This is a genomic window from Vibrio sp. STUT-A16, assembly GCF_026000495.1.
GTDB classification, from domain to species: domain Bacteria; phylum Pseudomonadota; class Gammaproteobacteria; order Enterobacterales; family Vibrionaceae; genus Vibrio; species Vibrio diabolicus.
The window spans coordinates 439,438-453,529 of the sequence record NZ_AP026766.1; the positions used below are offsets into that span (position 1 = coordinate 439,438).

Consider the following 14,092-nt stretch of genomic DNA (forward strand, 5'->3'; position numbering starts at 1 on the left):
TGCCCCCTACTGCTTATCTTCAGCAGGTGTTTGAATGCGCACTTCTACACCATTACGCACACGCTGTAGGCCCTGTGTAATAACCGTATCTTCCTGTTCGAGGCCTTCTCGAATGATAATGCCTTGTTCAACCTGAGGTCCAAGCTCGACATTACGACGCTCTGCCACACTTCCCTCAGCCATCACCATCACAAAGTCACCTTCTAAGTCAGTCTGTACGGCACGTCGTGGGATAACAATAACGTCTTTTGTGTTCTTATCTCTCAAGTTCACTTTGATGTGCTGACCCGGAAGTAACTTCTGCTCTGGGTTTGGCACTAGCGCACGCATTGCAATCGTACCAGTTTTGGTATCAATACGATTACCTAAGAAATCGAGCTTACCGAGATGCTCAAAAAACTGACCATTTTCCAGCTCAAGCTGAACTTCAACTCTGTTTGATTCTGCTGAGCCGTCGCCTTTGACCTGATCCATCCCCATGGCTAAGCGCTCGCGCTCACTCACACTAAATGAAGTATGAACTGGGTCTAAGCTCACCAATGTCGTCAGCACGCCAGATGAAGGGGAAACAAGATCACCGGTACTCACTTTGGTATCGCTAATGCGACCGCTGAACGGAGCTCGGATTTGAGTATAAGAAAGGTTAACTTCAGCAAGCTTAAGCTGAGCATTTGCTGCTTCTAGCTCTGCTTTCGCACCAAGAAGTGCCGCAGTTAAGGCGTCAAACTCAGATTGAGAGATACTACCGCGAGGCAACAAGTTTTTACCTCGGGTGTGGTCTAGTTCCGCTTTTTTTAGCGCGGCTTTTGCTTGTGCAAGTGCCGCTTTAGCGCTCGCGACTTGTGCTTCAAAAGAAGATGGCTCGATAGAATAAAGAAGCTGCCCTTTTTCTACCATTTGCCCCTCTTCAAAGTGACGAGCTTTTAAATAGCCAGAAATCTGCGCGGTAATATTGGTATCTTCTACTGCTTCAATGCGACCGATATAAGACTTGCTCGGTTGGTAGTCGATAACCGTGACATCCTGAGTCACTACGAGAGGCGCCTGGCCTTCCCTTTGGGCATTATTAGCTTCCCCGCATCCAGCGAGGATTGCTGTAGCCGCCATTAGTGCGACAAGTGGTTTCTTTTGCATGTATTTACCGTCTTTATAGAACAGGATATTGTTGAATTCCCATCAACCTTACTCCTTGCTGCAACTGAAAACTTCACTCAAAAGCCCCCAAAATGTTTCTAAATGTAAACATGAGAAACAAAAAGAAAATAAAGTAATTTAGTTAACAGTGATATTTAACGAACAATACACAAGCATCTCAATCATAACTATTTGATATACACTCTCAGGCATCGTGCATTTAGAGGCGCCAGGAAACACTAAGTGAGATATCGTATAAAGACGGAAAGTGAGATTCGGTGCTCAAGATAAGAACGTTTTATGGTTAAAAAGACAAAAAATGACGCCTTCATACTCAAGACCCCGATTTTGACTATTTTTTTAATATAAATGGGTTATCATTCAATTAATTCAACGCCTTCGACAGAGAGGATGACTATGATTTCTAAATGGGCAAAACGCTTTTACCAGATGGCAGAACTAGTGGCGTCATGGAGTAAGGACCCATCAACACAAGTCGGTGCAGTTATCACTAAACAGAATCGCATTGTATCTGTTGGATTTAATGGCTACCCGCACGGTGTTTCTGACAGTGTCGATACCGATGAACGCGAGTTGAAATACCTTAAAACACTACACGCGGAAGAGAACGCAATTTTGTTCTCAAAACGTGATTTAGACGGATGTGATATTTGGGTGACTCATTTTCCATGTCCTAACTGCGCGGCAAAGATCATTCAAACAGGGATCTCACACGTACACTGCCCTGAGCAGTCTGAAGACTTTTTATCTCGCTGGGGAGATAAAATCCAAGTCAGCCAAGACATGTTCGATCAAGCGGGTGTGAAAGTCGACTGGCTACCACTAGAAGACATTGAAATTGAAGACAAAGACGTACGTTAATGTTTCGTTTTTGAATTTAAAAATAGCCCAGATGACTCTGGGCTATTTTTCCCCATTCAATCGAGAAGAACCGCTCGACCTGGTCTGTTAACCGTGTTTTTTCGCGGTGAGTTCAGCAATTTTGACGATGACAAGCACTGACTTCTCCATCATTTCAACCGAAATAAACTCATGAATCCCATGGAAGTTAAAACCACCAGTGAAGATATTCGGGCACGGCAACCCCATAAAAGATAAACGTGCGCCATCTGTACCACCACGAATAGGTTTTATAATCGGTTCAACATCACACGCTTCCATCGCTTGCTTCGCTAACTCAATGATATGCGGGTAAGGCTCAACCATTTCTCTCATATTGTAATAGCTGTCTGTTATTTTCAGTTCTACAGAACCATGGCGTAAGCCCGCGTTCATGTCATCAACGAGTTTCTGCATAAAGGCTTTTCGCTCTTCAAGGCCCTGACGATCAAAGTCTCGGATAATGTAACCAAGTTCGCTTCGCGCCACGCCCATTTCTGCCGACTTTAAATGGAAGAACCCTTCGTAGCCTTCGGTTGTTTCGGGAGTTTGATCTTGAGGCATTTGAACCTGAAATTTCGCAGCCAAGTTCATCGCATTAACCATTTTACCTTTTGCAGTACCAGGATGAACGCTGACACCATGAAAAATCACATCTGCGTTTGCCGCATTAAAATTTTCGTATTCCAGTTCACCTTGCGGGCCACCATCAATAGTGTATGCCCATTTCGCGCCAAACTTTTCAACATCAAATAAATCTGCGCCCCGGCCAATCTCTTCATCTGGTGTAAAGCCGATACAAATGTCGCCGTGTGGAATGTCTGGATTTTCTAGTAACAGCGCGACTGCAGAGAGAATCTCAGCAATACCAGCTTTGTTATCCGCGCCAAGTAATGTAGTGCCATCGGTAGTGATAAGATTGTGGCCATGTAGATGATGTAAATCTGGATATTGCACCGGAGATAGCACTTCATCCCCCAACCCTAGCGCAATATCGCCGCCTTGGTAATCTTCAATAAATTGCGGTTTTACGTTTTTTCCTGAGGCGTCAGGCGCGGTATCCATATGGGCAATAAAGCCTATAGGCGGCACCTCATAATCAACGTTAGCTGGCAGTCTAGCCATCAAGTAGCCATTTTTATCTAATGTCACATCACTTAAGCCAAGTTCAATCATCTCTTTCTTAAGCAACTCAGCAAACACAAGCTGACCAGGCGAGCTTGGGCAAAGCGTAACATGTGGATTTGATTGGGTATCGAACGTGACGTAGCGAAGAAATCTTTCAACTAAATGTTTCATATTTATTCTCATTGTTTTTATACGATGAGGCTTTATCAACCATCAATAAGCTGACCTTACCTCATCAAACCTCAAGCTATGTTACGCTCTTAGCTCAATAAGAATTTGCTTTGAATCATTTTTTCATAAGAAAGGCTACGGCACATCCCCTCGTCAATTGAAGCATGAATCTAATCTAATAATTCCTCAGCTAGTACTCGCCACTCTTTTACCTTACCGCGAAAATGACGCCATTGTTTATCGGTCATAGATTGAGAAATATCTAATGTCAGTTGATCGACCAGCACAAAGTTAGAATCAATATTTTTAGAAAGCTGCTCACTGTAATAGCTCTCTGGCTCGAACAACAGGCGCATAAATATATCCTGATAAGTGACAGCATTGGACTTGTTGTCGAACAGATATTCGAGCTCTTGATATATCGTTGCTCGATAACCTTTCCATAAAGGACTGTTAAGAGTGACTTGCTGAGAAAACGTTTGAGCTAATTGGCGCTGACTTTCTGATAGGCTTCCCAACCACTCTTCCATCCATTCTTCTGTGTTATCTAGAATAATTTCACGTATTTCATCTTCCGTTTTATCCGCATATTTTGCGTTTCGCTCTTGATAATGCTCTTGTACATTACTCAGAAATTCCCGTTCTTGATCTGTCGTTAACTGTAAACTCAAAGCAAAAAGGTCTGGTGCCGCTTTGCTTACCACTCTATCGTAATGCGCTCGCATTCTATCTCGATTTTCCTGCAAATAATTTAGGGTGATATCGCTCGCTTTTAATCTCTCAAGCTCTTTTAAATGATCGATATATAACGGTAACTCTTCTTTCTTATGCCATTCTGCTAACAATAATAAGCGTTCTTCGACCAAGACTTCTTGTTCACCTTGCAGAGAAACATAATCCTCTATGTAATCGATAACGAACCAATCGATATTGTTGTATAGAAACTTCTTCGTACATCCGGCAAGAAGAAATACGAAACAAAATAGAAGGCCATAACCAAGCACCTTATTAGATACACCCTGTAATTTAGTCACTTATTCGTATTCCCTTTTCTATTGATTAAGTTCTATACTCAACTTGTATCACTTAATATTGCGGCAAACTTACACCAGTGTGACAAATATTGATTGCCACCTTAATAATATATAGAGTTTGAAATTAACTTTTTGATCACAACTATCCGCAAAAAAGTGAGTTAGAGCGCAATTATCGGCTAAAAAACACACCGAACGACGCTCCCTATAACGGCATATAATTTGCATGGATGTTTTTTGGATGGTTTATGGAGGCGAAGTATGGCAGCCGCTGAGCAACTTGATACCAGTGTAGAATATGAGATTCGATATTTTGAACAGGGGAAAATGCACTGCATGAGAGTCATTGCTGAAAGCAAAAAAGTGGCTTATCAGTATTATTTAGAGTGCGGTAAGCACAACAGTGACTTGTACTCTATTCGCCCAGACAAATAAAAAAACCGCCTTAAAGGCGGTTTTTTTATTATTAAAATTACGCTAAATGGTTGATTATATTAGTGATTTTTAATCAACCTTCAACTGTATTATTTGATGTCTCCAAAACGCTCAAGATAAAGAACGGTTGCCGCAGTGCGAGAAGGAACTTGAAGCTTTTTAAGTAAACTCTTCATATGCACTTTAACCGTTGATTCAGAAATAAAAAGACGATCGGCAATCTGCTTGTTGCGGAAACCTCTTGCCACCTCTCTTAAGATCTGCGTTTCGCGATCCGTCAGCGTATCAAAAACGTCCTCTTGTCCTGAACGCTCACTCAAATACTTAGAAACTTCCTGGCTGTAAGCTTTGTCGCCTTGATGCGCTTGATTTAGCAACTCAACCAGCTCATCAGGCTCAGTGTCTTTCAATAAATAGCCATCTGCGCCACTTCGAACTATTGCTTCTATGTCAGCAGGACTATCCGATACGGTTAAGATAACAATTCGAGCTTCACAACCATCAGCACGTAGCGCTTGTAAGGTATCGAGGCCTGACATGCCTTTCATATTGAGATCAAGAAGTACAAGATCCAGTTCCAGCTCATGCGCTTTCGCTACCGCATCTGCGCCATTACTTGCTTCTGCAACGACTTCAAACTCAGGCTCAAAGCTTAAAAGTTGGTGAATACCTCGTCGCATGAGTGGATGATCATCCACCAGCATTACTTTACACACTGTCACTGTTTACTTCCTTACTATGTTGGAATTCTAGTTTTACGGTACAGCCTTTGTTGATCGATGCTTCAATGTGAAGATCGGCATGCAGCCTAGCGGCTCGCTCTTGCATGATACTCATACCGTAATGATTTAATTTTTCGTCTTGATGTTCAAAGCCTATTCCATCATCGGTAACGGTTACTGTGACTTTTCCATCATTATCAAGACATTGAATGTGAATATTATCTGCTTGCGCATGCTTGATGGCATTAATTGCCGCTTCTCTTATCAACTGTAGTAAATGAACCTGCTGGTGTGCATCCAGTTCAGTTGAAGAAAGTCTATTTTTTAACGTAATGTCAGCGACGGTTTGTTCGTTGAGCGTTTCGACCATATCTTGCAATGCTTGGCCAAAACTGCCCTCTTTAATCGTAAGACGAAACGTCGTCAGTAATTCGCGTAGTTGGGTATAGGCAGCAGATAAGCCCGTATCCAACTCGGCAATGACTTGATTCGCCTGAGCTATCGCTTTTTCATCAGGCAAATTCTTTACGCTTCTCTTTAATAAAGCGACCTGAATTTTTAAATAAGAGAGTGCTTGAGCTAATGAATCATGCAGTTCCCGAGCAATGGTGGCTCGCTCTTCCATCAGTAGGATTTGTTCTGCTTGGCGTTGGGCTCGATTGTAATACACGGCACGCGATAAAATCTGCACAAAGTTGTCAATCAGTGCCTCATTCGGACAAGGTAACCCGGCCTTCCAATACAAATAGCCTAAGTGCTCACCGTCTAACGTTAGAGCCTTACTGTGGCAATCTTCATCACAGTCGTGGCAGCACTCTTCCCCTTCCATCAATATCCAGCTCGGTTCTCCCAATTGCTCTATTTCAAGTTTGACCGCTTTAATGCCTTCAAGACTTGCAATATGTTGCAATATGGCTTGGAAGTTATCCTGATTAATACGCGAAGCCGTTAACTCTTTCGACGAGTCATACAATACTTCTAAAGACTGATTCGCATGCTGTAATTTACGCGTTTTTTCATCAACCGCTTGTTCTAGCCCTCGGTATAACTTACCAAGGTCCGTCGCCATCCGATTAAAGGTTCGAGTCAGGATCCCCATTTCATTATCGCTGGATACATCAAGCGATATATTAAATGAGCGATTCTTAATTTGCTCGCTAGCAAAAACTAAAGCACGCAAAGGCCGTACAACTTCGAGGCGCACAAAATGAACAACAAACATACTGACACAAAGAATGCCGCCTAGCCCTAACCCACCAATCCAAGCTAAGTTAATCAGCTTTTGTTCCGAAAAGCTTTGCAGCTTAAATACAAACTCATCGATCTGATTTACAAAACCAGCCACTAGGAGTTGGTACTCCGCCGGATTATCTCCTCTCAACACCGACTTGAGCTCATGCCATCTCATAATAAGACGGTAGTAATCATGAGTAATGTCTTCTGGCACTGACCAGTGCTGGAGTGCTTTCATGGAAGGTGAATATATCGAATGTTCAAAGGCGTCAATATGTGAAGAGTAATCAACAGATTTAATCTGAATATCATGTGCCAAACGATAACTTTGCATTCGCATTGAGCCAGCAACATTGACGGCTTCTGCATCATTCAAGCTTGACGCTAACGTAAAAATTGCAAAACCAGTCGTAGCAACTGAAAGCAGCAAAATAAGAAGCATCGCGGACGCAATCGTGCGCGTCACTGACTTTTTCACATTTTTAAACAATCTGAGTTCCTCGCCCATTAACAACCCTATTTGTACGTGCAATGAACCCATTACCTTTCAACTTTATCAATATGTGATCACCTGCGACGGAATTTATTGATCCAAAACAATATTGCATCCCATTTACCTCCTAAGAGGTATTTATACAAATATGTCAAAAACTACAATTTCGTTAGTTTAAATGACAGTTTATTAATGAAAATTGTGGACTATGCTTAGTTTGGGTTCCAAGTTTCGAGGTGACTAAGTGGTAGACCTTTCCAGAAGAAGACTCTTTGCAAGAAAAGCGCACCCCGACAACGCCGTACGTTTGCCTTGGTTAACCAAGCCAGAACAGTTTACGGACGATTGCACTCGCTGCGGTAAATGCATTGAGGCCTGCGAAACAAAGATTATAACTAAAAGTGATGGCGGATTCCCTTCGGTCGATTTTTCTATTAATGAATGCACATTTTGTTATCAGTGTGCAGACGCCTGTCCTGAGCCCCTTTTCTTGCCAAAAACAGAGCAACCTTGGCAAGCGAAAGCAAGCATCAATGATAGCTGCTTAGCAAAACAAAATGTCGAATGCCGAAGCTGTGGGGATATGTGCGACCCGATGGCAATTCAGTTCAAATTAGAGCTGGGGAAAGTAGCACAACCCAATTTAGACCTTGATGAGTGTAACGGCTGCGGCGCCTGTGTTTCAGTATGCCCGACTTCATCCATCAATGTGAGCAATATAACAGCCTAAGCCGTATGTCGTCGGCCAAAGGCAATAAATGAGAGAGCTATATGTCACTAAATGAAGTGCATATTTCAAGTTTGGTAGTACACGTACTGCCAGAACATCTGGACGAAATCAAACAACAGATCGAAGCACATGAAAATGCGGAAATCTATGGTGACAGTCCAGAAGGCAAGATTATCGTCGTGCTTGAAACCGAGAACCAAGGTTTTATCACAGACACTATCGATGCCATTAACAATTTACCGAATGTCTTGAGCACGGTATTGGTTTATCACCAAATCGAAACTGGGCTTGAAGAAACGGATGAAGAAGACACTGGAACACAACATTCCCAAATCGAGGGTGAAGTATGAAAATGACAAGACGTGCGTTTGTGAAAGCAAACGCGGCTGCATCAGCTGCTGCTGTCGCAGGTGTGACACTACCAGCATCTGCAGCCAACCTGATTGCAAGCTCTGATCAAACCAAAATCACATGGGACAAAGCACCTTGTCGTTTCTGTGGTACAGGCTGTTCTGTTCTTGTTGGTACTCAAAATGGCAAAGTGGTAGCAACACAGGGTGACCCAGAAGCACCAGTAAACAAAGGCCTAAACTGTATTAAAGGCTATTTCCTTTCTAAGATCATGTACGGTCAAGACCGCCTGACTCAGCCGATGCTGAGAATGAAAGATGGCAAATTCCACAAAGACGGTGAATTTACACCTATCTCTTGGGATGACGCTTTCGACATCATGGCTGAGAAATGGAAAGCTTCCCTCGAGAAAAAAGGTCCAACAAGCGTAGGTATGTTTGGCTCAGGCCAATGGACCGTAATGGAAGGCTACGCTGCGTCAAAGCTAATGAAAGCGGGCTTCCGTTCAAATAACATTGATCCAAACGCTCGTCACTGTATGGCTTCTGCTGTAGTTGGCTTTATGCGCGCATTCGGTATCGATGAGCCGATGGGTTGTTACGATGACTTTGAGAACGCAGACGCATTCGTTCTATGGGGCTCGAACATGGCAGAGATGCACCCTGTTCTATGGACTCGTATTACTGACCGTCGCCTAAGTCACCCTCACGTTAAAGTGAACGTGCTTTCTACTTACTACCACCGTTCATTTGAGTTGGCAGATCACGGCTACATTTTTAATCCACAGTCTGACCTAGCGATTGCTAACTTCATCGCGAACTACATCATCGAAAACGATGCGGTAAACTGGGACTTCGTGAACAAGCACACTAACTTCACTCAAGCAGATACCGACATCGGTTACGGCCTACGTGACGATGATCCGCTACAAAAAGCAGCGAAGAATCCTAACTCAGGCAAACTAACGTCTATCTCTTTCGAAGAGTACAAAAAGTCTGTTGCACCTTACACCGCTGAGAAAGCCTCTGAAATCTCTGGTGTTGAAAAAGAGAAGCTTATCGAGCTTGCGAAGCAATACGCCAATCCAAATACGAAAGTAATGTCACTTTGGACAATGGGTATGAACCAACATACTCGTGGCGTGTGGATGAATAACTTGGTTTACAACATCCACCTACTAACCGGTAAGATCTCGACTCCGGGTAACAGCCCATTCTCACTAACGGGTCAACCATCAGCATGTGGTACCGCTCGTGAGGTTGGTACGTTTGCTCACCGCCTACCTGCGGACATGGTGGTTGCTAACCCTAAACACCGTAAGATTGCAGAAGACATCTGGAAACTGCCAGAAGGTACGATTCCACCAAAACCTGGCTTCCACGCCGTATTGCAAGACCGTATGCTGAATGACGGCGTTCTGAACTGTTACTGGGTTCAATGTAACAACAACATGCAAGCAGGTCCAAACATCAACACAGAACGTCTTCCAGGTTACCGCAACCCAGAAAACTTCATCGTTGTGTCTGACCCATACCCGACGGCAACAGCGCAAGCAGCAGACCTTATTCTTCCAACAGCAATGTGGATTGAGAAAGAAGGTGCTTACGGTAACGCAGAGCGTCGTACTCAAGCTTGGTACCAACAAGTGGGCACGGTCGGTCAGGCAAAATCTGACCTATGGCAGCTAATGGAGTTCTCGAAACGCTTCAAAATGGAAGAGGTGTGGCCTGAAGAGCTACTAGCGAAAGCGCCTCAGTACCGTGGTAAAACCATGTACGACGTACTATACCGCAATGGTAATGTCGACAAGTTCCCTATCGAAGAAGCTCGCGAACTGAATGACGATGCCCACCACTTCGGTTTCTATGTTCAAAAAGGTCTGTTTGAGGAATATGCAACGTTTGGCCGTGGTCACGGGCATGATTTAGCACCATACGACCGTTACCATGAAGTGCGTGGTCTACGTTGGCCAGTTGTTGATGGTAAGGAAACACAATGGCGCTTTAAAGAAGGTTCTGATCCATACGCAAAAGAAGGTTCTGGTTGGGATTTCTACGGCAATGCTGACGGCAAAGCGAAGATTATCTCTGCACCATATGAAGCGCCACCAGAAGTGCCAAACGATGAGTTTGATATGTGGCTATGTACTGGTCGTGTTCTTGAACATTGGCACACAGGCACCATGACTCGTCGTGTACCTGAGCTATACAAAGCAGTACCAGACGCAGTGTGTTACATGCACCCTGAAGACGCAAAAGCGCGTAACGTTCGTCGTGGTGAAGAAGTACTCATGGCAAACAAACGCGGCGAAGTACGCGTTCGTGTTGAAACTCGCGGTCGTAACCGTCCGCCAAAAGGTTTGGTATTCGTACCGTTCTTTGATGCACGTATTTTGATTAACAAGCTCATCCTAGATGCGACTGACCCACTGTCTAAACAGACAGACTTTAAGAAGTGTCCAGTCAAAATCACTAAGATTGCTTAACCTTCAGATACCGAATGCTACGGCCGTCACTATGGCGGCCTAATAAAGAATTTAAGCCATAAAGGCGGAGATGAAATGATGAAAAAATTACTTGTCGCACTTTTATCTGTAGGTGCTTTAGTGACAGGCATTGCGCAAGCTGAGTTAGATAATCCAGGTGGTATTGGCGGTCTAGAGTCTCTACGTGGAATGTCTCAATTGGAAGACACACGCCCAGCAGATGAGTTCAAAGACTTCCCAAAAGACCAGATTGTTGAAGATAGCTTTGTTTATCAACCACCGTTGATCCCACACAGCATCCGTCACTACGAAGTATCGTTAAATGCTAACAAGTGTCTTGCGTGCCACAGCTGGAAAAATGCAAAAGAGTCAGGCGCGACTAAAATTAGCGTAACGCACTATGTAAACCGAGAAGATGCTGTATTGGCGGATATGTCTCCTCGTCGTTACTTCTGTTTGCAATGCCACGTGCCACAAACTAATGCTAAGCCACTAGTTGAAAACAAGTTCGAGGCAGTTGATTCGCTTCAGTAATTGAAACGCGAGTACGAAGAGGTTATTTATGAAAATACTTAAAGCGTTTTGGAAAAGACTGAAGAACCCAAGTAAAGCTGCCGCTGGTGTGGTTTTGTTCTTAGGTTTTGCTGGAGGTCTTTTATTTTGGGGCGCATTCAACACAGGTATGGAGGCAACCAACACAGAAGAGTTCTGTTCTGGCTGTCACGCACCAATCGTTGCTGAAATTCAAGAAACAATTCACTACTCTAACCGTTCTGGTGTTCGTGCCATCTGCTCAGACTGTCACGTTCCTCATGAATGGACAGATAAGATCGTTCGTAAAGTACAAGCATCCAAAGAGCTATTCGCTCACTATGTTCTGCGTACTATCGATACACCAGAGAAGTTCCAAGAGCGTCGAGGACACCTTGCTGAGCGAGAGTGGGCGCGAATGAAAAAGAATGACTCTCTTGAGTGTCGTAACTGTCACGAGTTTGATTACATGGATTACTCTCAACAAGGCTCACGAGCAGCGGAGCAGCACTCTACTGCGCTAGCTTCTGGAGAGAAAACCTGCGTAGATTGTCACAAAGGCATCGCGCACAAACTACCGGACATGAGCGGCGTTGAAGGCTGGCACTAAGGAGACTTCCCATGAGTACTTTAGAATCTGTAATTTGGCATATCCTTGGCTATAGCGCCATGCCTGTGATTATTCTTTCCGGCTTTGTGGCAGTAGCAGCAATCTCTCTCTGGCTGCTGTCATTTGGTAAGGATAAAGAGGTGTAACGTAACGCACTTCTACCCGTCAACTTGCCTATTTGTTGACACTAAGCGCTGAGTATCTACTCGGCGCTTTTTTATTCACCGTCACTTTCGACCCCAGAGTTTCCTCAACCGATACGCATATTCAATCGGTGTAATAAGGTAGTCAGTAACGACCAAAAAAAGCGACCATAAAGGTCGCTAAAATTTACTGCTATAGGGAGTTGTTTAAGATTCTTTTACTGGCAGAACCTGCTTGACGTATTGCCCTGGAGCTTCATCGATTGCTGGGTGGTCTTCCGAGCCAATAGGGAATGGTTCGACTTGCTCTTTTGGATTGAATTGAAGTAGCCATTCATTCCAATGTGTCCACCACGATCCCTCTTTGTGCTCGGCATTATTCAACCACTCGTCAGCCGAATCATCCAAAGTATCGTTCAACCAATAACCATACTTATTTTTCGCTGGAGGGTTCACGATACCCGCAATATGACCCGACTCACCGAGAACAAACGTTTTGTTGCCACCAGTGTTCAGGGCACCACGATAAGTTCCCTGCCATAACGCTATATGGTCTTCTTTCGTTGATACAAAATAGCTAGGAATTTTGATCTTATTTAGATCAATCCATACCCCACCAATTTTGACTCCTTTGTCTTGCACCAGCTTGTTCTCTAAATAGAGTTCACGAAGCAAAAAGTTATGAGAGGCAGCACTCACGTTGGTGCTGTCACTGTTCCAGTACAACAAGTCAAAATCGACTGGGCTGTTGCCCTTCAAGTAGTTGTCGACATAGTAGTTCCAGTACAAGCTGTTTTCACGCAGTAAGCTGAATGTGACGCTTAATGAACGACCGTCCATATACCCTTTTGCGTTGTTTTGCGCCTCAATTGCACTCACAATGGTGTCATTGATGTACGCGCCAACTTCGCCTGGCTGAGAAAAGTCGAGCAATGTGGTGAAGAAAGTCGCTGATTTAATACGCTTCTTCATACGTTTTGCCGCATAGTACGCAACCGTGCTCGCCAGAACCGTACCACCGATACAGTAACCAGCCGCGTTGATTTGCTCTTGGCCCGTTATATCTTCAATTGCGGCGACGGCTTTGACGACGCCTTCTGTCACATAGTCACCAAACTCTACATGCGCTTGTGCCTTGCCTGGGTTGCGCCAAGACATCATAAATACGCTATGTCCCTGCTCTAGCAACCATCGAACCATTGAGTTCTTCGCTGTTAAGTCAAGGATGTAGTATTTATTAATGAAAGGAGGAACGATGAGCAGTGGCGTCGCGTTCACTTTCTCTGTTAGAGGTCGATATTGAATCAACTCAAACAATTCGTTTTGAAAAACCACATCGCCCGGAGTGGTCGCAACGTCATCACCCACACGGAACGCATTATTGTTCGTCATACGAATTTTCAAAATGTCCGCACTGGACTCAACGTCTTCTTTTAACTGCTCTAAGCCAGCCAGCAGGTTTTGACCGTTTTGCTCAAGTGTCAGTTTCAAGAGTTCTGGATTCGTCGCGATGAAATTCGAAGGGGAAAGTGCATTGATGGCTTGACGAGAAAAGAAAAGTATTCGCTCTTTAGATTTTTCATCCAAACCTTCGAGTGACTCAATTGTATCTAAATAAGTCTTGCTGAATAACAGGTAGGATTGCTTAATGAAGCTATACATCACCTCATTTTGCCACGCTTCATTAGAAAAACGCTTGTCCCCTTTTTCTGCTTCAATGATCTGTTTTTGGTTACCCGCCAACGCGACATTCTGCCAAATTTGTAGCTGCTGTTCCCACCATTCTGCTTGCAGTTTTAAGATCGCAGCAGGCTGATTTACAGCTTGTTCGAAGAGTTTGGCAGTGTCTTCCAAGTTCACTTCTTGCATGGCCTTATTTAAAGGAGAGTTCACGACTGCCTTGTTCACTTCGAAATCATGCCACCACTGTTGATTGGTTTGTTGAAGCTGTACAAGATAGTCCGAAAAGAAGTGCTGAAACATAGTCTTACT

The 14,092-nt window shown here is 44.0% G+C and carries 14 protein-coding genes; 8 read left to right on the forward strand and 6 right to left on the reverse strand.

Annotated features, from left to right (window positions below):
• Positions 1-6 precede the first annotated feature (6 nt).
• Complete coding sequence (gene vmeY / locus OO778_RS18485) at positions 7-1,134, reverse strand: multidrug efflux RND transporter periplasmic adaptor subunit VmeY (protein ID WP_005396140.1); 1,128 nt, start codon at positions 1,132-1,134, stop codon at positions 7-9.
• A gap of 417 nt (positions 1,135-1,551) precedes the next feature.
• On the opposite strand from vmeY, the gene OO778_RS18490 reads away from it, so the two are divergent.
• Complete coding sequence (locus tag OO778_RS18490; RefSeq protein WP_005373515.1) at positions 1,552-2,016, forward strand: cytidine/deoxycytidylate deaminase family protein; 465 nt, start codon at positions 1,552-1,554, stop codon at positions 2,014-2,016.
• Positions 2,017-2,103: 87 nt separating this feature from the next.
• On the opposite strand, the gene pepT is transcribed toward OO778_RS18490, so the two are convergent.
• On the reverse strand, positions 2,104-3,333 hold the full coding sequence (pepT, locus tag OO778_RS18495; protein WP_047008127.1) for a peptidase T: 1,230 nt from the start codon (positions 3,331-3,333) through the stop codon (positions 2,104-2,106).
• A gap of 170 nt (positions 3,334-3,503) precedes the next feature.
• Positions 3,504-4,367, reverse strand: a complete 864-nt coding sequence (locus tag OO778_RS18500; protein WP_074190490.1) for a DUF6279 family lipoprotein — start codon at positions 4,365-4,367, stop codon at positions 3,504-3,506.
• A gap of 261 nt (positions 4,368-4,628) precedes the next feature.
• Between OO778_RS18500 and OO778_RS18505 the strand changes: the two genes are divergently transcribed.
• Positions 4,629-4,802 carry a hypothetical protein gene (locus OO778_RS18505; RefSeq protein ID WP_005373524.1) on the forward strand — a complete coding sequence of 58 codons (174 nt, stop codon included), beginning with the start codon at positions 4,629-4,631 and terminating at the stop codon, positions 4,800-4,802.
• 89 nt (positions 4,803-4,891) lie between these two features.
• Here the strand turns inward: OO778_RS18505 and OO778_RS18510 are convergent, their stop codons facing one another.
• Both OO778_RS18510 and narQ read right to left on the reverse strand, forming a co-directional pair.
• Positions 4,892-5,524, reverse strand: coding sequence for a response regulator (locus OO778_RS18510; protein WP_242657415.1), 633 nt, complete (start codon positions 5,522-5,524; stop codon positions 4,892-4,894).
• Positions 5,511-7,247 carry a nitrate/nitrite two-component system sensor histidine kinase NarQ gene (gene narQ / locus OO778_RS18515; protein WP_258634976.1) on the reverse strand — a complete coding sequence of 579 codons (1,737 nt, stop codon included), beginning with the start codon at positions 7,245-7,247 and terminating at the stop codon, positions 5,511-5,513. The genes OO778_RS18510 and narQ overlap by 14 nt, the downstream gene beginning before the upstream one ends.
• 247 nt (positions 7,248-7,494) lie before the next feature.
• Between narQ and napF the strand changes: the two genes are divergently transcribed.
• From napF to OO778_RS18545, 6 genes are all read left to right on the forward strand, one after another.
• A complete protein-coding gene (gene napF / locus OO778_RS18520; protein WP_258662407.1) occupies positions 7,495-7,980 on the forward strand; it encodes a ferredoxin-type protein NapF in 486 nt (161 codons plus the stop codon).
• 41 nt (positions 7,981-8,021) lie between these two features.
• On the forward strand, positions 8,022-8,330 hold the full coding sequence (locus tag OO778_RS18525) for a chaperone NapD (protein ID WP_005398456.1): 309 nt from the start codon (positions 8,022-8,024) through the stop codon (positions 8,328-8,330).
• Positions 8,327-10,816, forward strand: a complete 2,490-nt coding sequence (gene napA, locus OO778_RS18530; RefSeq protein ID WP_006741149.1) for a periplasmic nitrate reductase subunit alpha — start codon at positions 8,327-8,329, stop codon at positions 10,814-10,816. The genes OO778_RS18525 and napA overlap by 4 nt, the downstream gene beginning before the upstream one ends.
• 78 nt (positions 10,817-10,894) lie before the next feature.
• A complete protein-coding gene (locus OO778_RS18535) occupies positions 10,895-11,350 on the forward strand; it encodes a nitrate reductase cytochrome c-type subunit (protein WP_031780699.1) in 456 nt (151 codons plus the stop codon).
• Positions 11,351-11,378: 28 nt separating this feature from the next.
• Positions 11,379-11,957, forward strand: a complete 579-nt coding sequence (locus OO778_RS18540; RefSeq protein WP_005398274.1) for a NapC/NirT family cytochrome c — start codon at positions 11,379-11,381, stop codon at positions 11,955-11,957.
• 11 nt (positions 11,958-11,968) lie between these two features.
• On the forward strand, positions 11,969-12,103 hold the full coding sequence (locus OO778_RS18545) for a TIGR02808 family protein (RefSeq protein WP_005373546.1): 135 nt from the start codon (positions 11,969-11,971) through the stop codon (positions 12,101-12,103).
• A 204-nt stretch (positions 12,104-12,307) separates the two neighbouring features.
• Here OO778_RS18545 and phaC read toward each other — a convergent pair whose 3' ends face one another.
• Entirely contained in the window at positions 12,308-14,083 is a 1,776-nt protein-coding gene (phaC, locus tag OO778_RS18550; protein ID WP_006741150.1) for a class I poly(R)-hydroxyalkanoic acid synthase, read from the reverse strand.
• Positions 14,084-14,092: the final 9 nt, after the last annotated feature.

Coding starts and splice junctions, on each gene's coding strand:
- vmeY (WP_005396140.1), bottom strand. CDS start 1,134: ATGCAAAAGAAACCACTTGTCGCACTAATGGCGGCTACAGCAATCCTC.
- OO778_RS18490 (WP_005373515.1), top strand. CDS start 1,552: ATGATTTCTAAATGGGCAAAACGCTTTTACCAGATGGCAGAACTAGTG.
- pepT (WP_047008127.1), bottom strand. CDS start 3,333: ATGAAACATTTAGTTGAAAGATTTCTTCGCTACGTCACGTTCGATACC.
- OO778_RS18505 (WP_005373524.1), top strand. CDS start 4,629: ATGGCAGCCGCTGAGCAACTTGATACCAGTGTAGAATATGAGATTCGA.
- OO778_RS18525 (WP_005398456.1), top strand. CDS start 8,022: ATGTCACTAAATGAAGTGCATATTTCAAGTTTGGTAGTACACGTACTG.
- napA (WP_006741149.1), top strand. CDS start 8,327: ATGAAAATGACAAGACGTGCGTTTGTGAAAGCAAACGCGGCTGCATCA.
- OO778_RS18535 (WP_031780699.1), top strand. CDS start 10,895: ATGAAAAAATTACTTGTCGCACTTTTATCTGTAGGTGCTTTAGTGACA.
- OO778_RS18540 (WP_005398274.1), top strand. CDS start 11,379: ATGAAAATACTTAAAGCGTTTTGGAAAAGACTGAAGAACCCAAGTAAA.
- OO778_RS18545 (WP_005373546.1), top strand. CDS start 11,969: ATGAGTACTTTAGAATCTGTAATTTGGCATATCCTTGGCTATAGCGCC.
- phaC (WP_006741150.1), bottom strand. CDS start 14,083: ATGTTTCAGCACTTCTTTTCGGACTATCTTGTACAGCTTCAACAAACC.